The sequence below is a fragment of the Robinsoniella sp. genome (assembly GCF_034124845.1).
Genome location: NZ_JAWYAJ010000247.1, coordinates 1 through 25,253 on the forward strand (window position 1 = coordinate 1; position 25,253 = coordinate 25,253).

The window sequence follows — 25,253 nt, forward strand, 5'->3', positions numbered from 1 at the left end:
AGACAGAGATTACCGTTTATGTGATGTCTGCAGAGCGGATATCCGGTGGAGAGCAAGTGAGCTATGATGGAGATGGAATTCGTCTGGTCAGTGGGACTGGCAGGGCAGTGGGTGATTCCTATATCTTCATTGTGGAGGGTGGAGAGCTCAGTTTGTCTCATATGAATTTATCGTCTGCTCCCGGGATGGAAAATTCGGACCTGGTAAAAGTGGAGCAGGGAAGTCTGATTATTGGTGATCAATTCACTGTGGATGGAAATTTGTTTCTGGATACCGCTAGTGCAGGGGGACGAAACAACCTGCCTTTCATACAGGTGCAAAACCAATTGGGTGAGAATATAAAATACAGCATCAACGCAAATCCAAATGACGATCAGAATCAGATAAAAATAATTGCCGGAGCGTCCGATCAGGAAGAATTTCAAAAAGACTTGCCGGGACACTTTATGCTGACTCAGAATCTGCAGGAAAAGTGGCAGCTGCTTCAGCAGGATGCTGAGGGCGGGAATGGGATATTTCTCACCTCCCGGCAAAAGGATTTAGAGGCGCAGGAGGATGGAAGCGAAACGGATATAAATAAGACAGATGGAAATGATAATGAAACAAATACAAAGGAAACAAATATAAATAGAACTGATAAAAATAAAGAGGATATAAACAACGCGGAAGTAAATAGTTCTGAATTAAATAAAACAGAAATAAATAAAGCAAATAGCAATGCAGATAAAGATTCCGGCAAGGCAATATTGGATGGGGCAGACCAGACTGAAGCGGCAAAAAAAGCAGTTAGCTCCATGGCAAGAGCGGTAGGGAGCAAAGTCGTTTATTGGAACGTAAATGAAGAAACCTCCAGCCCGGAAGGAGACCGTCCGGCGATACCGGGAGGAAGCGATGACAACTCCGGCATTGATGACCAGCATCCGGTTCGGACGTGGGAACATGCAAGAGGACTTCTGGGAGGCGATGGCGGTACGGTTGTGGTAATGAGCCCAATCGTGATTGGGGATGAAGAGTTTTCTGTAAACGGAACGCCAATTACTACACTGAACGGAGAAAATAAGATAGCCCTTACCCAGTGGGATAAATACCCCACAGAGATTTTTATTATTCCACCTGGAATAGAATTTTCGCTTTCAAATCTGGAGATTTCCTGTAAAGCGGGAATTGGTATCCGAATTGCAGACAGCTATGAAGGATACGAAGGTGCATCTTCTCTGGGAAAATTGATCATAGGAGAAAGGGTTTCCATCATAGGAGGAAGTATACAGACAGAATTAAATCCGGATGCAAAAGGACGTCTGTCAGATTGTACGATTGAACTGACCACTACGGATGTGGAAGGAAAGAACTATCACGTATATTATTCAGGAATCGATGATAATCAGGAATTTCAATATGCAGATGTTATAAAAGGTCCGGAAGGCAGTGATGCTGCTGAATATCTTAGTGCTTTTACACTTCATTCAAAAAATACTGATGCCAACTGGACTTTGCGTAAGGATACGTATGAGGACAGTGACGGGGTTATGGAGAACCATATAGAACTTTACCGAAAGTTCAAATATACAGGGGTCTATTTGAACGGACAGAAGGGAAATGATATCTGGTTTGGCGGAAACTGCAACTGGCCGGTGAAGACATTTGCACAGGCTAAGAAAATTTTGTTTGATAACTGGGATGATATAGACCCTCAAAACCGGGTGATCTATATCTGTGATACCGTGGATATCACCGGTACAGAAGAGTGGAACTTTATAGATGATACCAATACGGACAGAAGCAGCGAGGCTAAAATAGCCTGCTGTAAAACGAATCCGGAATGGACGATGAAACATAAGCAGGTTCCGTCTGTCTTAGTATCGGTGAAAGATGGGGGTGCGTTTACAACCTCTAACCTGGTGATGGAATATGACTACGCTATGAACGGAAATGTCATGGTAGATGTTCTGGCAGGGGGAAGCTATACTTCACAAAAAGGTACGGTATTGAAAGGCTTTAATTCCTCCTATCGCGGTACCGGTGTGAGGGTACGGGGGGCAGCAGGGAAGACTACGAAGTTTACGCTGGAAGATGGAATGATTACAAAAAAGGCGTTAGGAGTATCTGTTTCCGGAGTGAATAAGGATGAGACCATCTTTACTATGCGTGGAGGAAGTATAACCGATAATAACAGGAATTCGGAAACCGGGTTTGGAGCAGGCGTATATTTAAGTAATGCACGGCTGGATATGGCAGGAGGAACGATTAGTTCGAATGTTTCCTCTTATAGTTCGTATATTGGGTATGGCGGGGGTATATACGCAGCAGGCGGCAATACCGTTGTTCAGATGAGTGGCGGAATTATTACTAAGAATAAAGCATCAGGGGCTTATGGAGGCAGTGGCAGTTCATATAGCGGTTATGGTTCCGGGATCTATATGTCCGGCGGTGTTCTGAAAATAACCGGTGAAGCAGACATATCGGAAAATACCGAAAGTGGAGGATATGTCTATGGTGGTGGTGTTTATATAAATTCATCAGTAGAAATGGTTATGGATGGAGGTAAGATTTCAAATAACCTTTCCAGCGGCAGCTATTCTAGCTATGGTGGAGGCATCTATAACACAGGTGGCAAATTAACAATTAGTGGCGGTGTTATAGAGAAGAATAAAAATTTTTATTATGGTGGAGGAATCTATTCAACAAACGGAACATTTTTAATGACAGACGGAACAATTCAGGATAATAACGGATCACTCGGCGGCGGAATCTATTTATCCGGAGGTTCATCAACTTCAAACCTTAGGATCACTGGCGGATTAATCCAACGAAACCAGGCAAGTGACGGAGGCGGCATATACGATGCTTCCAGCTACCTGGAACTTGGCACAGGAGCAGTTATTCAAGAGAATAACGCATCATCCCGCGGAGGAGGTATATACTTTGCCGGAAGCAATACGAAACTGGAGGGGGCAGAAATCACCCAAAATTCAGCTCCAAATGGCGGCGGTGTTTATGTGTCCGGAACGGTACATCTCAGAGAAGGACTGATTGCAGACAATACCGCGACTCAAAATGGAGGAGGTGTATACTGCGGCGGAGGAAATTCCTATTTCGGAGATCAGATAATGGTACAAAATAATTCAGCCTTGTTGGGAAGCAGCTGTTATAGTACTGCAAATGCATGGTTTCTGGGCGGAACGTTTGAATCGGGAAAAACAGGTGCAAAGGATTATGGCATTTATATTAACGTTGGAACGACCTCCAGCTCTAAGAATTATATAGATCCGGAGTCCCTGACGCTGAAGGATAAAATTTTCCTCAATACAGCCACAAGTAAACTGTATTTATTGAATGAAGTACCAGTATCCGGTGTGGATGGAAAGCTTCCAGTGAATGTCAACAAAGATATCTTTGAAGTAGGAAGTGTAGTAATCGCTCCGGCGAGACAAAAGACCGTAAATGCACCCGGTAAGACGTATACATATGCGGGAGTGGAAGATGCAGAACCTTATGTAGCTTATTTTACCGGAGGAGAAATACCGCCGAAGACACAATTAGGCGGGTTTAATAAAAATATTATATTGGTGGGAGAAGGTGTTTATCTGGATGGAACCGGGGGTAGTAACAGTAACGGAGGAACCTCTCCATCTGATGCAGTACGGACATTTGAACGGGCAAAAAGTATCCTGAAGGATAAAATATCCAGTGCAAAAGAAAATGCTGAGAAACCCATTACAGATTCCGGCTATGACCCGGATGGTTTTGAACCGTTTATTTACATATGCGGAAAAGTCAGTGTCCCGGCGGACGACACAGACCAGGTATGGGATCTTGATTATGGAGCACCGGAGTTTGTACAGTCTGAGACATTAAATTCGGAAGGGAATATCATCAATACAAACCTGGCACAGGTGAAGCGGTTTGCCAGTTTTTATGGAATCATGGTGCAGACGGTGGACAACGGAAATGGCGGGTTTACCATAGGCAGGCTTTTGATGGATGGAAATGCAGGTGCTGTAGACGGAGCTAATAATACCATTGAGTCTATCGTTTATGTAAGTCCTGGTACAAAGCTGACACTTGAGAATGGGATTATTCAGAATAATTTCAGGATAGGTGTCTATAACAGCGGCGGTTCTGTCACAATGAAAGGATCAGCGGCAGATCAGTCTGACGGTGCCCTTGTACGAAGTCACGGCAGCTGGGCTGTTTACCTGGAAAAAGGCGGTAAACTAACAATGGAGGATCAGTCCGGGATTGAAAATAGTCAATACGTGGGCAATAACAGCAGTAATGGATCTTTGCCTGGTTTAAGCGGAAGTACAGGCGGCATCATTGTGAAGGATGACGGATCCGGGGTGGATATGTATGATACATCTTATGTAAAGGCACCGGGGCGGTATGGGATTGGAATTTATGGCAGAAGCAGTATATCTGAGAATTCCATGGTGACATTATATGATGCTTCTCTCATTAAAGAATGCAGTATAGGCGTCTACATATCAGGTACCAATTCTATAATTGCCATGCATGATAAGTCGATGCTTCTCGAAAATAAAGATCAGGCTATTTACGCAAGCTCAGTATCCGGAGGCAGCCGTATCTATATGGATGGTGAAGCAGAAATAAGAGGAAAAAATCGTTCCGGCAATGGAATTTATCTTAACAGCATAACAGGAAGCAGTGATAATCTGAAGATTGATCTGGACGATAAAGCGGCAATTACCCAGACTGGATATGCAGTTTACAATGCAAGTTCCTATAACATGATATATACAGATTTAAATATGCACGGTGACAGCCGCATAAGCAAAAATACTTATGGAGTATATTATGGGTATAATTCCTATACTACTACGGCAAGCAACAGACCGCAGATCAATATGGATGGAAATGCAGTTATAGGGGGGAATACCCAGGAAGATAAAAATTTCAACCAGGGAATATACTCACAAAGAGGAGTATCGGTCAATCTTAAAGACAATGCTAGCATTGGATATAACGGAAGTTACGGGATATGTTTCGACCGATATTCAAGCAGCGGCTACTATGCCGGTCCAAGCAGCATTTCCATGACAGGACAATCCTCGATTGATAGCAATGGAAACGATGGCATTTATACCGGGGACTATATAAGCGGTACGACTGTTTATGCAAATGAAATAGAAATAACCTTAGAAGATAAAGCACAGATACGCAACAATAAAGGCAGAGGAATCGTGGTCAGCTCCGGAAGTACCCTTACCTTAGGAGATGGTACTGCAGTCAAAGGTAATCTCAGTACAGCAATCGGAAGTGCAGTGGACTGTAATGGCAAGCTGAAGCTAGGCGGCAAGGCAGAGGTGGATAAAGAGATTTACATACGGGATGTGAAAAAACCCATTACGCTCTTTAGTGAACCGGATGATCAGGTATTTCTGGTAGGATGTACCGATAACTTTATCAAACAGATATTGGTTGAACCGGATGGTGTTCTTATATCCAATGCGGATACCTACCTGGATCATTTTAAGAAAACAGCAAATTTCCCCAAAGAGAAATCGATCTTAGCCCAGGATCCAAATCTGGTTGTGGAAGGGGAAAATAATGTTTATCTTGCCGGAAAAGGATCTCTTACTCCCACACTGGTACCGGGAGATGACAACAACAATGGCGGAAGTATCGGGGCACCGGTAGCTACCTTTGCCAGGGCACTGGAGATTTTAAAAACCCTGGATACGGGAGCCAACATCATTATCTGCAATTATCCGGTAGACTTTGGAAACAGCAATTCCGCTAAACCATCCGGGGACATCTGGAGTTTTGATGAGGGTCAGACCTTTACCAATGATAAAGATGACACCTGGATACCAAAGGTTATGCGCCACGAAAAGTATACCGGGTATATGATTCAGATGAACGGCAGTGCGCAGCTCACCCTGGAGAATATTGTCATCGATGGGAATAAGGACAAGTTTTCTACAACCGGAGGTGTGTCTGGATCTATTATTTATAACAGCAGTTCTGTTTCCGTGGTAAATGTGAATTCGGGCGCAGTGCTGCAAAATAATAGAATATACGGTAATCATGGAGCTGGTATTTATAATTATGGTATTGTAAATATTTCAGGAGGAAGTATTCTTGGAAATGAGATTTACAGTTCAGGCTATGGTGCCGGTATTTACAACCAACGAACAATTAATATGACTAGCGGACATATAGATGATAATAAAATGTATTCCATATCATCCAATTATTCGGGAGCGGGAGTTTATAACACTGGAACCTTTGAATTTTCAGGCGGTACAATTGCCGGAAACAGCATGGAGAAGATGAACTGCTCCTATATATATGGAGTAGCGCTGTACAACGGCGGCGTATTGAATATGTCCGGAAGTGCTGCAATAGAAAATAATAAAATTGATAATACCGGCTATTCCGCGAATATTTTTGGAACTGTTTACAACGCAGGAACAATGACCGCAAATGGCGGAAGCATCAGAGGAAATGATTTGCTCTATGGAGGTTCTACAAACAATGAGAGTTATGGTGCCTTGGGCGGAGGTCTGTTTATAAATGGAGGACAGGTAACCATCTCCGGAATGGAGATTCAGGATAACCAGTGCGGTGCTGTCAGACAGGAAAGTGCTTCAACGACCTATTCAAGAGGCGGCGGCATATACATTCAGTCAGGCACACTAAAATTCATGAGCGGAAATATCCAGGGAAACAAGGCAAACAGCGGTGCCGGTATTTATTATCGGGATGGCAGTACGGCGAAGGTAGAAATCTCAGGAGGAGTCATCCGGGATAATACTCCATTGGTGACAACGGTAAAAGCCTTAAAGCAAAATGCCGGAATTTATATTAACGGGCAGAATTTCAACTTAAAAGGAGGTGGAAGCACTATATCAGATCGTATTTATCTGGCATCCACATCTTATCCGGTTATTTTAGGCGGTTCTATTTACCAGAGAAACCGTATGTACACCATCGACTGTGCAGACAGTTTCAAGAAAGGCAGTATCGTAGTAAAACCCGATAATGATGTAATTCTGGATACAACCGGATACCTGCGTTATTTTAACACACAGAAAGCGGGGTACGTACTGGAGAAACAGGCGCCGAACCTGGTATTAAAGCAATGTATTTACATAGACAGCGAACATGGTTCTGATTCCAATGATGGCGGTAATCCAGATAAAGCGGTGGCTGGAATGACGAAAGCAAAGTCTATCGGAGGTGCCGGAGATTATATTATTTATACTAGCGGTCCGGTCTACGTAGACAAAGAGGAAGCCTGGGATCTCCCGGAAAAAGCATGGATGAGCCGCTACACCGGGTTTGAAATCACGGATGCCGATAAAGAATGGCCTGCTTATACGGGAAATATGATTCTCGCCAGAGATGGCGCCAACCTGAAGCTGGGCAGCATTACCATTTACGGAAGAAGAGAAATCGACAACGTGATCGAAGGGGATTCGATTCTGAAAGTAGAAGCAGGAGCGGTTGTGAGCATGTCGGATAATACGGTGCTCAGGCTGAACAATCTCCCGTCAGGGGGAAAGGGAGGTGCTGTCTATATCGACCAGGGCGAGCTGGCGGTGAATGGCGGCACAATCCGGGACGTATCCGGTTATAGAGGAAGTGCGGTCTACCAGGATGGTACCATGCGTTTAGCAAATACTTCTTCCATTTCAGGAGAGGTATATCTCACTGGCACAGGTGCAGCGGATACCACAAGCAGGTATATCAATGCGGATGTGAGCTACCAGCCGGAAAAGGGAACGGTGCTTTCTCTGAATATGGATAATCCATACGGAGGAAGGAGAGTCGTTGCATATCCGGACAGTTATAAGCCGGATAAGGATGTGAAAAGTTATTATAACCTGAACCCGGCAATAATGGCGGTGTACCACCTGGAAAACCGCAGCGGGGAAGAAAATATACTGGAATTGCAGCAAAAAGGCGTTGTGTACATTAACGGTGAAAACGGTAAGGATACCCTGGACGGAACAACGCCGAAGACGGCAGTCAAGACACTGGAAGCGGCTTATAAGTTACTCTGTAAAGGAGGAGAAGGCGGCGTTATTATCGTAGTGGACAAAGTTACGGTGAGCGATGAAACAACGCTGCAGAACCTATCGGATACCACAGGAGAGCATGGATATTATAAGCGCGGTACTGAGGAAGTAGATGCTTTAGGTCCGGTGTATTTCCAAAGATATGCCCAGCCGGACGCATGGGAATCGCTGCCGGGTAAAGACAAATATGAGATAGCAACTTATACCGGAACCATGTTTGAAGTTTCTGATTCGGGGATCTTAAACGTAGATAATCTGTTTTTTGACGGGCATAGCCAGGAAGTAGTAGGAAATCCGGTTTATGCATCCGGTCCGGTAGAATCCGAAGGTCCTATATTCCAGGTAAAGGGGAAGCTGATCATACCTTCCGGTGCAGAGATTTACCGAAACAAAAATATAGCAGCAGGTGCAAAAAGTGCCGGAGTATATGTGGACGGAGGTGTCTTTCAGGCGGTCAGCGTTTCTATTACCGATGTGGAGGCGCCAAATGGAAAAGGAAGTGCCATTTATCAGGATGGAACCTGTATCCTGGACCGTGATCCCAATATAGAGGGAACCATTCATCTGACCGGAAGCGGTAGTGAAGGAGATAGCGGAAGCAGCAAATATATCGAAATTTCACTGCGTGGTTTTAAACCTGCAAGCGGTACCTTGCAAGTCACCCTGGATGACCCTTATCTGGGCAGACCGGTTGTACAGTATCCCGGAAAGCAGGGGATGACAGAAGCATATGAACCTGCCCTGGAGGAAATCGCAATTTATCGTCTGGAACGGTCTGTTACGGATATATTCTCTCTGGGCAGCCGTACCGGAGATGTAAACGTACTGGAATTACAGTACCGCCACAGAGTCTACATAGACGGGGTTAATGGGTCTGACAATAAAAGCGGCGGAGTGCCTGCCCAGGCAGTCCGGACCTTGAAAAAAGCTTATGAGTTATTAAAAAATATTGGCGGCGGGTACCTGTATGTGGTTGATACCGTTACGATTAATGAAAATATTAGTTTAACTGCCACCTCTTATTCAGCAGGGCTGACCGGAATCGATATTATAGGTGGAGCAGTAGATATTAGAAGATATGTAGTTCCTGATGGAATGAAGAGCAACAGTGATTACAGCAGTCCGGGAGATCATACGGGAGCATTGTTTAAAGTGGATACAGGAGGTATCTTCAATCTGCAGGATATGATCATTGAGGGGCACCGAGATGCAATTTCCATCGGTGATATCTATGAAGATGTGGCGGACTCCACAAAGGCAGCTGCACCATTGATTACAGCAGGTGCAGGAAGTGTCCTGAATCTGAATGAAGGAGCTATCCTGAGAAATAACGACAATTCCCTGGAGGTGCCTGAACGGATGGAAGGCGGAGCCGTGGCAAACCACGGAACCATGAATTATGACGGTGCCGTACTGGAGTATAACAGCGCAGCCAAGGGTGCAGGCATTTACCAGGATGGCTATTTTACCATCTTGTATGGAGCGGCAGGACTGGCCGGACAGGAAATCTATCTGACAACTGCCAATACCGGTACAGCGGATAAGCCGGTCTGGGGATCAGATCATGTGATTCATATGCAGGAATTGTTGAAAACTGCAGATTATCTGGATATCAATGTGGATAACCCGGTCAACGGCAGGGATGTGGCAGTGTACGACATGAGAGATGCTTATGTAAACACGGTGGATGAGGAATATTACCATTACCTTTTAGGAACAACCATTACATCGGTCAGCCCGAAACTGTATTTAGTGGAGTCAGAGACGGAGAAAGACACATTGGAGCTGTATAATTACGAAGTTCTGGATATTTCTCTGCCATTAGATGTATTTCTGGTTGCAGTGGAGCATCCCAATAACAGCAGCCCTGAAAATGGAAACATACGAAATGAGATCCTGGAAGCACCGGTTTATACCATTACCAATGGAGGCAGCTATCAGACCAAAATATCGGTGGTTGGTTTCCAAAATGACAATACTTCGGAGAGCATTGCCTGGGATGAAATGATCCTGGTGAAAAATAAGGCTGACCTAGCCGGACCGGATCTGAATAAAAAGTTATATCTGGCGGTAACAGGGGCAGACCGGGATGCAGACAATGGATTTGCAGGGCTTGCCGATACACCATTGGCATCCACAGCAGCGGTGCCGGTTACATTTGGCATATTAGAGCCGGGAACGTCAGGAAGATTTACCTTTACCGGAACTGCGGATACGTCCTTCTTTGAAAAATACAACGATACTGCATTTGGTACGTCCATCGCAGACCCGGAGACTTATCTCAAAGAAAATGCCAGGGCGAAATACCAGATGATCTACAAGTTTGAATTAGTACGTTAACGGATGAAGGAGCACATCATGGAAAAGACAAAGGGAAAATCAAAGAAATGGTTCATCCTGCTGATCCTCCTTCTTCTGGGAGCGGCAGTGGCAGCAGGATGGTTCTTATTAAACAGAAATCAGATGGACGATACCAGTAAGTACTGGTTTGACAAAATGGCTAAGGACGGAACACTGGAAGGAAAGTCTGCCCGGGAGCTGCAGGGAATGCTGGATGGCATTGTACAGGAAGGAATGTTTAACATTTCCATGAATGTAGAGCCGGTTTTTGAAAATGGAAAAAGCGAAGGCAGCCTGGGCATTGAAAACATAAAGGAAAACAGATATTACTGCCGGGTCATATTGAAGCTGGATAAGGACGGAAGCGTCCTCTATCAGAGCGACGGCTTAAAACCCGGTCAGTATATTGATAAAATCAAACTGGATCAGGAACTGCCTGCCGGAGAATATGAATGTACGGCAGAAGTTCTGGCGACTGATCCGGAAAGCCTGGATGATATCGGTCAGGTAAATGTAAAAGTCAAGATCAAGGTCTTGAACGGATGAAAAAGCTTTAAAAAAGGTTGCGCCATTTTTCCTTTTTTAAATATAAAACAACAAAATAAGAAAACCAAACAAGAAAACCAAACAAGAAAACCAAACATTGGAGGAAAAGAAGATGAGTAGAAAAAACATGACGAAAAAATTATTAGGAACTTTAACAGCAGCAGCACTTTGTGTAACCATGACAATCCCGGCTATGGCTGCCGGAACAAGCGGAGATGTAGTACCGGTACCGGACGGAACAGATGTATATGCAGGTATTGTAGTGGATGATGAAACCAATACGGATGCACGTATCCGAGTTACGGTACCTACCGTATTTGCTTTTGTCGTAAATGGTACTGTGGATACAGCGAAAAAGGATTTGACACTTTCATCCGCAGACGGAACGATCCTGCTCCCAAATGTAAAGGTCAATGTATTAGACCCGGCATCCCCAACCAGCGATTATGAGATTGCAGTAGAACAGGACAGCAAGATGACATTTACCAACTACTCCACAAAGGCAGCAGCAGGCAATACAAGAGAAGGGATTGCTGTTAATCTGAAGGGATCTATCGAAAACAAAGGCTCCGACAAAGATCGTAACTACTGGAAACATACTGCAAATGCAAAAGGATTTAAAGAATTCACATTAAGCCTTGAGAATGAAAAATTCAACAAGTCAGCCGGTGCAAATACACTGGAAATGGCAAATGCTGTAGTACTGGATGCTCCTGACGTAACCGATCCTGCAAACGTGGACAGTACAACAAAACTTGCCAAGACCGGAGCTGCAAAAGATCTTGCATTTGACGTGGCAGTTGGCGGAACACGCGGAGAATACAAACAAATCGAACAGTCAGCTAAAGTCGGCACAATTGTCTGGACCGTTGGTTACACCGTAGATAATACAATAACAAAGACACCTACCGCTCCAAGTGGAGATTACTTACAGTAAGAATCAGAAAAAGACAAAATAAATAGGAACGAGTAAAAGTGGCATAATTATACGGGGCGCAGAGTGATAGCGCCCCACAAATGGAAAAAGTTTGTTGCAGGCAAATCTTAAAAAACGCTGGTGGCAGACAGAATAAAAGATTTTTCTGCAAAAGATTTTTTCCATCAAAATCATTGGAAGGGATGAGTGACCATGAGAAGAAGAAAAAAAACAGAAGCAGCCGTAATCATATGCCTGATGGCGGGACTTCTCTTTATGGGAAAAGAAGATATCCATGCAGCAGATGACGGACCCCGCCAGAATGTGTGGTTAGATGTAATGAAAAAAGATTATAGTCCCAGGATTTCCGTAACGGTACCCACCACCTTTGCCTTTGTGGTAAATGGAACCAGGGATACGGATAACCGGGTGGAGATATCGGTGGATAAGGGGTCACTACTGCTTCCAAACGTGGTTGTTAATGTTCTGGAACACAGCAGCGGTACGAGTGATTATGAAATTGCCGTTGTGGGGGATTCCAACATATATGTGCGTAATTATTCTACGGAAACCGCCGAAAAAGATAAAGATGGGAACGAAAATTATGATCCGTCACTGCGTCAGGGGAAGGCGGTACAATTGGAAGCTTATATAGAAAACAGTGAAGGGCTGGCAGCAAAACGAGGATACTGGCAGCCGGCTGCAGAAGACAGTGCAGTCACTGCCGAGGAAGAAAACCGGAAAAATTACCGCATCAGCCTGGAAGATTCTGTGCATCAGTATGTATTTAAAAAAGAAGACAAAACGAAGAAAAAAATATGGGCAGACCAGAAGATTGCTCTGGACAAGCCGGATGAATCCGGAGGATATACGGCGTCGGGAACTGCAAAGGATCCGTTTGAGCTGGAACTGAAACTGGATGTGGAGATTGGAGGATACCGGGGGCAGTATACCCAGGTGGAGGAATCCGTAAAAGCAGGAAAAATTATATGGCAGGTGGATATCAGATAGAGCAGACGTAGTAATGATATATGAGTAGAAAGAACAGAAGGAGTTATCAGAATGGAACAGAAAAAAAGAAGCAGAAAATGGATAATTATTCTGGTGATTCTGTTGATTTGCGCAGGTGTGGCGGTGGGATTCCTGTACAGCGTCAACCAGAACAGGGGAAAGGATCGCCTTGCCAGAGATGAAGAGGCTCTGGGAGGACTGCTTCCCGGTAAAAGTCCCTCAGAGATAGCAGACCTGCTGAACCAGAAAGTAGAAGAGGGAATGGTAGATATTGGGATCGCTGCAGAACCGGTATTTGAAGAGGGTGGAAAAAAAGGCAAGCTTGGCATTGAAAATGTTCCGGGGAACCGATACTCTCTTCAGGTGGATTTGCTGCTGGATGAGACGCAGGAAACGCTGTACCGTTCCGGCTTAATCGACCCGGGTTACTACATCGAGTATGTGGCGCTTAACCGTCAGTTAAAAAACGGGGATTATAAAGCTACGGCAGTATTTACAACCTATGCCCTGGATGAAACCGAAGATGAGATTGCCAAAACCAGAGTGAATGTGGTACTTCATATCAGAGACGGTAAAATATATTCATGATAAAGAACAAAATTGCCTTTAGAAACCGAATATGGGCAGGAATTGCTGGAATCTGTCTGGTGGCGGGCGGATTTTTTATAGGACTTGGAATCAATGCGCGGCTTAACTGGAAGGATGATCCAATGGTGCGGGATATTTTGGCAAGAGAGAGACAAGATCCTCATGAAGAGGAGCAGAATCAAATGCTCTTAGAGGCTATGCAGAACGTCACCATTGAGCAGACCGTACATTTTAAAGAAGCTGATGCAAAAGGGGAGATCCGAATTGCAAATACACCCAAAAGCCCGCTATGCATGACCGTAATATTGTTCAATGACCAGGATGGAAGCCGGTTATACGAGTCCGGCATGATTGATCCGGGCTATTACATAGAGTCGGTTTATCTGGAAAAAAGGCTGGAGCCAGGAGTATATCCCTGCACAGTTCTTTTTCAGTTTTATGAACCGGATGGAGATAGATTTGCCGGTGAGACGGCTGAAAAAATAATTGTGATTATAGAGAAGTGAGGTGGAGTGATTGAAGAAGCAGATCAGAAAAGCAGCAGCGCTGTTTCTCATTTGTGCAGCAGCAATGATGGGTTCCAATATGGGAGCTATGGCAAAAGCAGGAACATACGGAGATGTGGACCAGTCCCAGATGCTGACACCGGGAAAGAGCAGTACGGATATTGCGGCTGGCGTAACGGTGGATTATATGGGGAAGCTTCGTTTTATTGTAAAGGATGAGGACACCATGGAGCCGATAAAGGGCGCATCGGTGGAAATTTATGTAGCAGGGTTAGACAGATATGTGCTCTTTGGCCAAAGTGATGAAAATGGAATATATGAACTGGACGCAGCATACGCAGGAGATGGAGAAGATCCCATGGAGCAATATACAAAAAAGGATGGGAGAATAACATTTTCGGGAAGAGTTGCGAGATTTGATGAAAACCAGATTCTTTGGAAAGTTTATAAAAAGGATTATCTTCCAAATCCCAAAGATGGGGAGGTAATGTTAAATGCTGTCACCCTGCCATATGATGTGAACGTTTACCTTTATCAAGAACCCGAAGAAACGGAAACGAAAAAACCGGATGAGACAGATACGGAGACTACGAAGAAAACGGTCGTTACCCCGGCGGACCATACCAGACCTTCAACCGGTGGAGGAATACCCAAAACCGGGATTCAGCATATGTTTGCTTTTTGGGGGATCGGTCTGGGGCGTTGCGTCATTGCAGGCATTCTTATACTGGTTTATCTGATGAAAACGAAAAAAACAGGATGTGCAGAACAGTCTGGGAAAGGCAGCGTAAGTTTAAGCTCTGGAAGTTATGAAGCAGCGGAACATTCCGCAGAGCACTGAGCCAGCAAAGTTAATGGCTGATAAACGCTGCGCTGGAAAAAACAGAACAGTAAGAATTGTGATGATCTGTTTATTAATGACGGTTACCGCAGCAGGTTGTTATTTCGCGGTGCGTACTTACCGGGAATTAAAGCCTGCAATTATTGCAGAGAACTATTATAAAAAGATAAGAGATAAAGTGGCAGACAAAGTTACCAGGGAACCGGATGCCGGAAAACTGAAAGAGTGGAACCGGGACAGCATTGCCTGGCTGTCCGGCCCCGGAACACCCATTGATTACCCGGTGGTACAGGGGAAAGACAATGATTACTATCTCCATCATCTGTCAGACGGTACTCCAAATGAAATTGGAGCGATTTTTTTGGATTATCGGAACAAAGCGGATTTCTCCGGAGATATCTCTGTTATCTATGGACATCATATTACGCTGAATCGCATGTTCTCGCCCTTATCCCAGTATAAGGAACAGACATATTACAACCAATATCCCTACATGGTGCTGTACACCCCTGAGCAGACATATAAAATAGAACTATTTGCCGGAACGATTCTTAACGGTGAAAATGAAAGCTTTCCAATGGAATTTAAAAGGAAAAAAGAAAAGAAAGAATGGATCAGAAAACGTATGGTGGAATCTACATTTCAAAGCAAAGTAAAGCCATCCGCCAAGGATCGGATCGTTGTTTTGTGTACGTGCTCTTATGAATTCTATAATGCGAGATATGCGGTTTATGGCAGGCTGATTGAAATGGAACGTTGAAATAACTAAAAGTAAAATTAAAGTAGCAATATATCAAGGTAAAATATTATAAATAATTAAAGTAGAAGTAAAGGCGGTTATAAAATAAAAATGATGAAAAAGATTCTGGCTGTAATTGGAATCAGCATTCTGGCACTTGGTATCTGGGGGTGTGCTGACAAAAAGAGTTATGTCACAAGAAATACAGATATTGCAGATTCATTTCCAATTGAGGCGAAAGAGGCAAAAGAAAATCCCCAGCAGGCACAATCAGATGGTCCATATGCCGTTTTACATACCACGGCAGGCGATATTACGGTGATTCTGTATCCGAATCTGGCTCCAAAAGCTGTTGAGAATTTCATAAAACTTGCGGAGCAGGGTTATTACGATCGAAGCCCGTTTCACTATGTTGGAAAAAACAGTATCATTCAAACCGGAATTCCTGTAGACGGAGTGGAAAAGAGCAGTTATGGCAAACCATTTGAGGATGAATATGATGATGGTCTGCATCATTTCTATGGAGCTTTGGCAATGGCAAACAGCGGGATTGATGCTAATGAGAGCCAGTTCTATTTTGTGTCAAGCCAGGAAATTCCGGAAGAAAAAAAGTTGGTGGAAGCAAATCTCTATATGAATGAATTGGTGCGTCAGGGAAACAGCGAACTGAACGAAAAAAATAAGCTATCAAAAATGAACGAAGAAGAGGTCGGGGAGTTTGAAGATGCGTTAAATAAAAAGATTCAGGCAATAGGGGCAGAGGGTGTGCCTGAGTCGGAAGCCCAGAGATATCAGAATGCTGTTGAAACTTATATGAGAATTGGGGGAGCTTATTATCTGGACTACAGTCACACAGTATTTGGACAGGTTATAAAAGGATTAAATGTTGTAGATGGGATCTCTCAGGTCTACGTAGACACAGAGAGAAAACCAAAAAAGGACATTGTCATTAACCGTATAGAAATAATACAAAAATGATAATCATATCACAGGCTGCATTTGTCCTGCTTAAATGACTATCTAAGATAAAGAAAGTGACCGTAAGATTCAGAAAGGAAAACCGGCGGATATGCGTACAGATATAAATAAAGCTTCAAAATCAAAGGGAAAAAAATTAGTATTCACAGCAATCATATGCATTCTGTTATGTATGGCGGCTATTTGGAAAGGTTATGAGGAGTATCAGATGGATAAAAATGCAAAAAATGGAAATCCTGAAATAGAGGCACTACAGCAAATTGCAGATACCGGTAATTTCCACTTTCAGATTCTGGTACACCCCAAATTTAAAAAGGGAGAAGAGGAAGGGGAATTGATGATTACCAATCCGGTAGATAATCCATATCATATGTCGGTCAGTATAACGCTGGACAGCACTGGAGAAGAGGTTTATTCATCCAAAGTCTTAAAACCCGGTGAGCGTATTCATTATGACCGGCTGGCGGTAAACTTAAGCCAGGGAGAGTATCCGGCGACGGCAATGTTCACGGTATTGGATGAGGATACCCAGGAAAGTATAGGACAGGTCGCGGCACAGATTACCATCTCAGTGGAATAAGCAATGGGAAAAGTGACATTTAAAAAAAGTAATTAGGTTTTAATTAGTACAGATCAGGAAGTCTAGAAGAAGAGAGGTGCTTTAAGATGGAACCCGAAATGCTGACAGATGATATGAGAATGTTTTTTATTCACGTAAATGATATTGAAAATGGAGTTGCTTCCGGAATCTTTATGAATCCTATCCAGAAAGAAGAAATTCCTTTTCATAACCTCAGTGATTTAATAGCAAAGATAGATGCTATGCTGCATGACTTTAAAAAGCAGACGATGGAGAATTTTACACCGCATCTGGAACCTTATTTGAATCATCCCTTTTTCTCAAAACGTTCCAGGTATTTTTTCTTTATTCCCATTTATTATATGGAATATGGGGATTGGCAGGGAAGCATGCGATACTCCGGGTGTAAAAAGGCGGTACTGTTTCGTGGAATCCTGGAGCTGCTGAGGATCATGCATGAAGTGATGGGAGCGCAGGGGGTACCGAAAATTTTAAGCAGCGGGTATCAAACGGCACCCATTTTGAAAGGTTGATATAATATGGAATGTAATCGAGAGAAATGGAGCGTGAAGAATCTACTATGAACCAAAAGAATATTCATTGCACACGTCTTTCCTGGGATGAATGGTATCTATTGGCAAAGAAATTTTACGATGCAAATCATTCATTAAAAATTCCATCCAAATACAAAACAGATGACGGACAACTGCTGGGACGCTGGATAGAAAGACAGCGTGCGGCATACCGTAATAAAGGAACTTATCGGATTGACGCCCGCAAAATATACCTGTTAAATCAGATTGACATGATTTGGTCTCTGGAGATCCGTACAGACTGGGATACCTGGTACCGTTATGCCAAAGATTATTATGCAGAAAATGGAAGTATAAACCTCCCGAGAAATACTGTGTACAGACAATTTCCGCTGGGTGAATGGATCAGTTATCAGAGGAAACGTTACTGGCAAAACAAAATGGATTTTCGTCAGCGCTATAAACTGGAGGAATTAAATATTACCTGGAAACTTAGAAAGCGCCGGCGTTGGATGGAATGGTACCAGGATGCAAAACTGTTTTATGAAAAAAACGGTCATCTGAATGTGCTTCCGGATTATGTAACCAAAGATGGCTTTCGCTTAGGGTATTGGATCAATGCACAGCGGGAGCGTCAGCGCGGCATTCGCTCCTTCTGCCTGGATAAGGATAAAGTCGAAAAATTAAATCAAATAGGTATGCTGTGGGGACTTTACAGTTTGGGATTTGGAGAACATATGAAAACACCGGCGGAATAACAGCCGGTGTTTTTGTGTACGTAAATATCTATTCTTTTAGATTTATGCAGCACGATTAAAGCAAAATCAAATGTTTCTTCAAATCCTCCAGAGTTTCCCTTTCCCGTATTACCACAACGTCCCCATTTTCCCTGATTAAGATTTCAGCAGGGCGTAGACGGTTGTTATAATTTGAGCTCATAACATAACCATAGGCACCAGCATCCAGAATGCCCAAAATGTCACCTTCCTGGATTTCAGGAAGAGGTCTGTCTTTTGCCAGAATATCTCCGCTTTCGCATATATTTCCTACAATGGTTACGGTTTCCTCATTACGGGAAGGCGTATCATTCCCGCGATAAATTTCAACGCCATGGTATGAATCGTATAAAATAGGACGTGAAAGAACATTAAATCCCGTATCACAGCCTACATATTTATTATTGTAATTATATTTTATGGAATGCACTTCGCTTAAGAGGACCCCGCATTCGGCACTGATATAACGTCCGGGTTCGATTCGGAAAGTGATCTGTCTGCCATATTCTTCCGTGAATTGAAAGAGAGCTTCATCAATTTTTCCACCCAGCTCTTGCAGATCGAGAGGTGCTTCCCCATTTTCTTTTTTATAGGGGATGCCAAATCCGCCGCCCATATCTATGAATTCCAGACCTGGGAACTGTTTTGCTATTTCGAATAAAGAATCCAGACTTTTAACGAAAGCGTCTCCGGTCATAAAAAGTGATCCGATATGCTGGTTGATACCGGCAAGGGTTAGTTTAAATTTCTCTAAGATTTCTTTTACCTGAGGGATAAATACCGGGTCCACTCCGAATTTTGTTTTCTTTCCTGCAGTTACTACTTTTTCATGGTGACCGGCACCAACTCCCGGGTTAAAACGGATGGCAACACGGCTTCCAGGCGCCAGGCGTCCATAGCGTTCTAACTGGCTGATGGAATCTACGCTTACCAGAACACCTTCTGAAATGGCATACTGCATTTCCTCATCGGATACATTATTTCCAATATAGAATATTTCATCAGATGTAAAACCTGCCATTTTTTCTATATAAATCTCTCCCGGGGACATAGCATCGACTTCCAATCCCTCTGACCGTACAATTTGAAGGAGGGCAGGATTGCTGTTTGCCTTTGCAGAAAAGTCCACTACGAACTTAGGATAAGAGACCATATTTTTAAGATCACGGCAGCGCTGTCTTAAAATCCTTTCATTATATACGTAAACCGGTGTGCCGTAAGCAGCGGCTAATTCCACCGGATCATGATTTTCGAAGAAGTGAGTCTGATCGGTTACTTTTGTGTAAATCTTTTGCATGATATTTAACCTCCATGTAGTTTTGTTAAGAAATTAATTTACGGATTTTTTTATATTTAGCCCAGATTAAAAACTATATCTTGACTTATTATAACGTTTTATTTATTATTTGTATAATGAATCTTTATGGATAGAATAATCGATAATTTCGATCGCACAGGAGATGATAATCCCATGAATATTGAAAATTTAAAAACATTTCTAACCCTGTCGGAACTTAAAAATTTTACCCAGACGGCAGACCAGTACTATATTGTGCAGTCCACGGTGACAAACCGCATTATGGAATTGGAAAAAGAGCTGGGGAAAAAGCTGTTTATCAGGCAGAAGAAGTCTGTGGAACTGACAGAAGAGGGCAGGCGTTTTCTTCCATATGCCAAGCGTATTGTGGAGTTGGAGCATACGGCGGTTATGGAGCTGGGAATGCTGCACAGTTTTGCAGAACACCTGCGCATAGGAACGGTTAATACGGTATATGACTGCCATTTAACAAAATGCATGTCCGGGATCTTGCGGGAATGTCCGGACATTTCAGTCAAGGTAATTATTGATCATTCCAATACACTGATCCGAATGCTGCAGGACGGGACTTTAGATGTTATTTTTACCTTTGTGCCTGTGGAGAGAAACGGTTTTAACTGTATTCCGTTTCAGACAGATGAACTGGTACTGGTAACTTCGTCGAAAAATACGGAGCATGAGCAGGGAATTACCAAGGTAGAATTGCAGAATCTGTATTATCTGTACTGCGATTTTGTATTAGGGGAAGGCAGCAATTTTATGAGGAATATGTTCCCGAAGAAGAATCCATTTCCATTTGAGATTGATAAAAGTACGAAATTGCTTCCGTATCTGCTGGATGGAATCGGATACAGTTTTCTTCCACGCAGCTTTGTGGGAAAGTATCTGGCGGATCAAAGATTAAGAGAAATCCCGCTGCTGGATTTTGCTGCGCCTGTAATTCAAAGTTATTTTATTACCAAAGAGTTAAAGACGCAGAAAAAAGCAGTGATGGATTTTAAAAACCGAATCTATGCAGCAGAGGAATAGAAGAGGTATTGTATTTTACTCAAACCACTCATGGTTATAATGCTTCAGGAATTCGTCAGCCTCAGCGGGACCATTCGTTTCCGGTGTATAGGAATATACGGGAAGGTTTTGCTTGTAATATACCTTTCGTATATTCTCAATAAATTTCCAGCTGGTTTCGATCTGATCCCATTGGGAGAACCAGGAGCGCTCGCCCTGCATACATGCATCCAGCATCCGTTCATAAGCTTCCGGTGTATTAATTCGGAAAATATCCAGACAGCTCTGGCAGAAATCCATTTTAGTCTGGATGATTTCATCTGTATCGCCGGGATTTTTAATATTAAACTGAAGGTATACGCCTTCCGTTGGCTGGATTTTAATATTCAGGATGTTTGGAGCAATCTCGGGTGAGGAACGGCGGAATACAATCGCCACATCCATTTCACGGTGACCCAGTTTCTTTCCGGTGCGGATATAAAAAGGCATGTTTTTCCAGCGTTTATTGTCCACAAAGAGGCGGAGGGCGGCATAGGTCTCTGTTGCAGAATCCGGTGCCACATTTTTTTCATCCAGATAGCCGTCATACTGTCCAAGGAGAAGGGAGTCTTTTATATTTTTAGCCTTAACGGGACGCAGGGAGCGCAGCACTTTGATCTGCTCCCCGTGCATTTCCGAACCGGAGAACTGTTCCGGCTGTTCCATCGCTACAATAGACAATATTTGAAACAGATGATTCTGCACCATATCCTTCAGCGCTCCGCTGGAATCATAATAGCCGCCTCTTGTTTCCACGCCTACGTCTTCAAGAGCAGAAATCTGAATGCATTCAATATGCTCTGCACTCCAGAGATTGCTGAAAATAGGATTGGTAAAGCGTATGGTCTGGATATTACGGACCATTTCTTTCCCCAGATAATGATCGATCCGATAAATCTGGTCAGGGGAAAAGAATGACTCCATTTTCTGGTTCAGTGCATCTGCAGCGGCGAGTGTTTCACCGAAAGGCTTCTCGATGATAACCTTTCCGTTTTCGGCGCCGTCTACGCCGGTCAGCCCTTCCACAATTATTCCGAAGAAACGCGGGGCTACGGCAAAATAGAAGATATGGGAATAAAGCCCATGCTCCTGATAATAGCTGTTTAATCCTTTATATGCCTCCTGGTCTGAAAAATCCATCTGGTAGTAATGGATCCGGGATGCAAAACCGGCAAAATCCTCTTCGGTATAGGGAAGTCTGGAGAACTTAGATACCCAGTCCCGGGCAATTGTCCGGTAATCATCGTCGCTGTAACTGCGCCTTCCGATAATGACGATCCGGTCCTCTCCGCCAAGCCGCCCGGAGACACACATATTGTAAAGAGCCGGCAGAAGCTTTCGAAATGTCAGATCTCCGGTTCCGCCGAATATAGTAAATGTCAGATTTTGATTCATGATAATTTCCCCCAATCGTGATGGAAGCTGCCGTCTCTGTCGATTCGTTTAAAGGTGTGCGCTCCAAAGCAGTCCCGCTGTGCCTGAATCAGATTTGCCCCTACTGCATCGCCCCGGAAGGCATCTATATAGGAAAGGGCATTCGCCATTGCCGGCATTGGAATGCCGCTATTAATTCCGGTAATTACGGCAGTCCGAAGGCTTTTTAAGTTATGATCAACTCTGGATAAGAAGAAGTCATCCAGGATCAAATTATCCAGCTGTGGATTTTTACGAAATGCAAGTGTAATATCATTTAGGAATTCAGCCTGAATAATACATCCCGCCCGGAAAATTGCTGCAATATTACCGAAGTCCAGATTCCATCCATATAGGGAAGAAGCATCTTTCAACATGGCAAAACCCTGGGCATAAGCTGCGATCTTGGCAGCGTAGAGTCCTTCACGGACAATTTCTGCAAAGTATTCATCCTGTTGTTTCGAAGCAAATGCAGACGGTCCATGGAGTCTTTCTCCGGCTTCTTTCCGCTCATCAATGCGATTGGACATGATTCTTGCATTGCACGCTGCTGTGATCATGGAAATATCAACGCCCTGTTTTAATGCTTCGATACTTGCCCATCTTCCGGTACCTTTCTGCTGGGCACTGTCCAGAATATAATCCAGAAGTTCTCCATCCTGGAAATCGTCTTTTTCATGGAAGATGTCTGCTGTGATCCCGATTAGGTAACTTTGCAGTTCCCCCTGGTTCCACTGTGCAAATATGTCACCGATAGACTGGTTATCGTATCCACCTGCATATTTAAGGAGCAGATAAGCTTCTGCAATCAGCTGCATATCAGCATATTCAATTCCATTGTGAACCATTTTTACATAGTGTCCGGCACCATCCGGGCCCATGTAACTGCAGCAGGGTTCTCCTTTGGCACGTGCTGCAATTGCTTCCAGAACAGGTTTGATTTCGTCGTAAGTATCCTGGTTTCCTCCCGGCATAATGGAAGGACCAAAGCGTGCCCCCTTTTCACCCCCGGAAATGCCCACTCCATAGTAATGGATTCCTTTTTCTTCTAATAATGTATAACGCCGTCTGGTATCCTCAAAAAAAGAATTCCCGCCATCCATAATGATGTCTCCTGGCTCAAGCAGGGCCATTAACTGGTCTATGACAAGATCAACCGGTTTTCCGGCCTGTATCATCAGCATGATTTTTCGCGGAGCCTCCAGTGCGCCGACCATCTCTTTCAAATCATAAAAAGGTGTAAAATTTTCATGAGAGTGGTCTTTTATAAGTGCGTCTGTTACCTCCCTGCTTCTGTTGTATCCGCCAACTAAAAATCCATGGTCCGCCATGTTAAGTGCCAGGCTTCTGCCCATTACTGCCAATCCTATTATTCCTATATCTAATTTTTTCATATTGTATACCTGCCTTAAGTGCTGCATGTTCCCTGCAGCACTGCCACATTTGAATTGACTGAAGGACCAACCTTGTGGCATCCTTTCTATTTTATAATTTTCCTTCAGCTATATGAAATTCATGTACAGCGGGAGCAAATACCCCCATTATTCAGCGTAGAAATGATAGCTCACTGCTTCATCTCATCATCCGTTTTATGATTTTGCCGGTGATTCTGCCTCCAAAATAATGCCGACCCCTTCTGCAATGGGGACTCTGGAACAGACCTCTTCCAGAAATCCGGTAATGCTGTTTCTGCACAGGCTTACCATTTCATTTGAAGTACGGTTGACGATTATCAGATAGCGTCCGTTTGGTGACAGGATAAAATCTCTTGGATGCCTCCCCTGACAGGAGGCATATTGAATTGCTTTAGGAAATTCACTGGTAAGGGATATTACCGTGATTATGTCAGCTCCCCGGACGGAGATATATAGAAAATGCTCATCCGGTGAGAGGCGGATTGCTGCGGATGCGTTTTCACGGACGACCTCAGTTTCCGGGTTCAGGACAGAAATCTGTGACAAAAGCCGAAATTCCAGATCTTTGCCCAAAGTGAAGGTAAACAATTCATTACTGCGTTCGCTGACAACGTACAGAAGGTTATGGCTTCTGTTGAATACACCGTGTCTTGGGCCGCTCCCCTTTGGAAATGCTATTTTACCGGCAGGCGTATAGTCGGCTGCCCCATCGAATATACGTATTTCATCTAATTCCAGGCATGGAACCAGCAGATAGTGATCATGGAAAAGTATTTGATGGCATCCCGCCATAGGAGCAATTTCAATCTTTTTATGAAGAACCAGACCTCCCGGATCTTTCCGATAAATGAAAACGGTTCCTTCGTGGTAATTAGCTGTAAAAATGCAAGAATTGTTCTGGACGATAAAGCAGGCTGTTTTCTGTTCCGTATAAAGCTCACTTTGTGGTTGTGAAGTGGAAGAAGTATCCCAGAGACAGATTCCCGCTCTGCCGTTTTTCTCCAGAGGTGCTGCAAGAAAAGATCCGAAAAGGTCAGAGCATTTTGCATTTTTTGCCTCATAAGACAGGGTAGGAACGGTTAGTGCTCCTGTAATTGTATTAAATTCAAAGTGAAAAATTCCCGGACTTTTTTCAGAATAGTATGTTCCAATATAACCGTTTAATGTGTTCATGTTAATCCTCCCTGGCTAAGTATGCGGCGTTTGCGTGCAAATGAGATTCTTTTAGTGTAACCTATGCGATATCAAATATTCTCAGATATCCCTGACATTTCATATTCTATTAGTATATGCGTTTCTGCTTATCATGAAGAATGAGAACATCTTTAATTAATAGTAATAGTAACTATTATTATTTTATTATATGACGATGATAGGAATGTGTCAAGATCATATATTTTTAAGGACGATCTAAGCGGAACTTCTATTGCGTAGAATTTCAAAAATATATATCGACAGAACGGCAAAATAGTATATAATAAAAATAGCGGTAAAAATAACATATAAAACAAATCATGCAGAGCAAAGGAGAAAAGATAATGAAGATGATTTCAATTGAACAGGATTTGCAGCAGAACACATATCCGGGAAGAGGAATTGTAATCGGCAGATCAGCAGACGGAACCAAGGCAGTGACAGCTTACTTTATCATGGGCAGAAGC

General features: G+C 43.5%; 18 protein-coding genes. 14 read left to right on the forward strand and 4 right to left on the reverse strand.

The features are described 5' to 3' along the window. The first annotated feature begins 56 nt into the window (after window positions 1-56). From ACH2DQ_RS12175 to ACH2DQ_RS12230, 12 genes are all read left to right on the forward strand, one after another. Window positions 57-10,385: a hypothetical protein gene (locus tag ACH2DQ_RS12175; protein ID WP_395026889.1), complete on the forward strand. Its 10,329-nt coding sequence runs from the start codon at window positions 57-59 to the stop codon at window positions 10,383-10,385. A gap of 18 nt (window positions 10,386-10,403) precedes the next feature. Next, a complete protein-coding gene (locus ACH2DQ_RS12180; protein ID WP_394911708.1) occupies window positions 10,404-10,931 on the forward strand; it encodes a hypothetical protein in 528 nt (175 codons plus the stop codon). Between the two features lie 112 nt (window positions 10,932-11,043). Then, the gene (locus ACH2DQ_RS12185; protein WP_394911707.1) at window positions 11,044-11,868 is read left to right on the forward strand and encodes a hypothetical protein; all 825 of its coding nucleotides are present in this window, start codon (window positions 11,044-11,046) and stop codon (window positions 11,866-11,868) included. Between the two features lie 192 nt (window positions 11,869-12,060). After that, complete coding sequence (locus ACH2DQ_RS12190) at window positions 12,061-12,858, forward strand: hypothetical protein (RefSeq protein ID WP_394911706.1); 798 nt, start codon at window positions 12,061-12,063, stop codon at window positions 12,856-12,858. A gap of 51 nt (window positions 12,859-12,909) precedes the next feature. Then, window positions 12,910-13,446: a hypothetical protein gene (locus ACH2DQ_RS12195; RefSeq protein WP_394911705.1), complete on the forward strand. Its 537-nt coding sequence runs from the start codon at window positions 12,910-12,912 to the stop codon at window positions 13,444-13,446. Beyond that, window positions 13,443-13,952, forward strand: coding sequence for a hypothetical protein (locus tag ACH2DQ_RS12200; protein ID WP_394911704.1), 510 nt, complete (start codon window positions 13,443-13,445; stop codon window positions 13,950-13,952). The genes ACH2DQ_RS12195 and ACH2DQ_RS12200 overlap by 4 nt, the downstream gene beginning before the upstream one ends. Window positions 13,953-13,962: 10 nt before the next feature. Then, window positions 13,963-14,793, forward strand: coding sequence for a hypothetical protein (locus ACH2DQ_RS12205; protein WP_395026892.1), 831 nt, complete (start codon window positions 13,963-13,965; stop codon window positions 14,791-14,793). A 61-nt stretch (window positions 14,794-14,854) separates the two neighbouring features. Continuing rightward, window positions 14,855-15,553, forward strand: a complete 699-nt coding sequence (srtB, locus tag ACH2DQ_RS12210) for a class B sortase (RefSeq protein ID WP_394911702.1) — start codon at window positions 14,855-14,857, stop codon at window positions 15,551-15,553. Window positions 15,554-15,643: 90 nt separating this feature from the next. Further along, window positions 15,644-16,510 carry a peptidylprolyl isomerase gene (locus ACH2DQ_RS12215; protein ID WP_394911701.1) on the forward strand — a complete coding sequence of 289 codons (867 nt, stop codon included), beginning with the start codon at window positions 15,644-15,646 and terminating at the stop codon, window positions 16,508-16,510. A gap of 208 nt (window positions 16,511-16,718) precedes the next feature. Next, window positions 16,719-17,090, forward strand: coding sequence for a hypothetical protein (locus ACH2DQ_RS12220; RefSeq protein WP_394911700.1), 372 nt, complete (start codon window positions 16,719-16,721; stop codon window positions 17,088-17,090). Window positions 17,091-17,176: 86 nt separating this feature from the next. Beyond that, window positions 17,177-17,623 carry a hypothetical protein gene (locus ACH2DQ_RS12225; protein ID WP_395026895.1) on the forward strand — a complete coding sequence of 149 codons (447 nt, stop codon included), beginning with the start codon at window positions 17,177-17,179 and terminating at the stop codon, window positions 17,621-17,623. A gap of 47 nt (window positions 17,624-17,670) precedes the next feature. Beyond that, complete coding sequence (locus tag ACH2DQ_RS12230; RefSeq protein ID WP_394911698.1) at window positions 17,671-18,381, forward strand: helicase associated domain-containing protein; 711 nt, start codon at window positions 17,671-17,673, stop codon at window positions 18,379-18,381. Window positions 18,382-18,436: 55 nt separating this feature from the next. Here the strand turns inward: ACH2DQ_RS12230 and lysA are convergent, their stop codons facing one another. Then, entirely contained in the window at window positions 18,437-19,696 is a 1,260-nt protein-coding gene (lysA, locus tag ACH2DQ_RS12235) for a diaminopimelate decarboxylase (RefSeq protein ID WP_394911697.1), read from the reverse strand. Between the two features lie 174 nt (window positions 19,697-19,870). Between lysA and ACH2DQ_RS12240 the strand changes: the two genes are divergently transcribed. Then, window positions 19,871-20,746, forward strand: coding sequence for a LysR family transcriptional regulator (locus tag ACH2DQ_RS12240; protein WP_394911696.1), 876 nt, complete (start codon window positions 19,871-19,873; stop codon window positions 20,744-20,746). Between the two features lie 15 nt (window positions 20,747-20,761). Here the strand turns inward: ACH2DQ_RS12240 and zwf are convergent, their stop codons facing one another. From zwf to ACH2DQ_RS12255, 3 genes are all read right to left on the reverse strand, one after another. Further along, the gene (gene zwf, locus ACH2DQ_RS12245) at window positions 20,762-22,159 is read right to left on the reverse strand and encodes a glucose-6-phosphate dehydrogenase (RefSeq protein ID WP_394911695.1); all 1,398 of its coding nucleotides are present in this window, start codon (window positions 22,157-22,159) and stop codon (window positions 20,762-20,764) included. Beyond that, the gene (gene gndA, locus ACH2DQ_RS12250; RefSeq protein ID WP_394911694.1) at window positions 22,156-23,571 is read right to left on the reverse strand and encodes an NADP-dependent phosphogluconate dehydrogenase; all 1,416 of its coding nucleotides are present in this window, start codon (window positions 23,569-23,571) and stop codon (window positions 22,156-22,158) included. The genes zwf and gndA overlap by 4 nt, the downstream gene beginning before the upstream one ends. A 195-nt stretch (window positions 23,572-23,766) precedes the next feature. Next, window positions 23,767-24,765: a lactonase family protein gene (locus ACH2DQ_RS12255; RefSeq protein ID WP_394911693.1), complete on the reverse strand. Its 999-nt coding sequence runs from the start codon at window positions 24,763-24,765 to the stop codon at window positions 23,767-23,769. Window positions 24,766-25,130: 365 nt separating this feature from the next. Between ACH2DQ_RS12255 and ACH2DQ_RS12260 the strand changes: the two genes are divergently transcribed. Beyond that, the coding region (locus ACH2DQ_RS12260; RefSeq protein ID WP_395026899.1) for an IMP cyclohydrolase at window positions 25,131-25,253 on the forward strand (123 nt) is incomplete at its 3' end.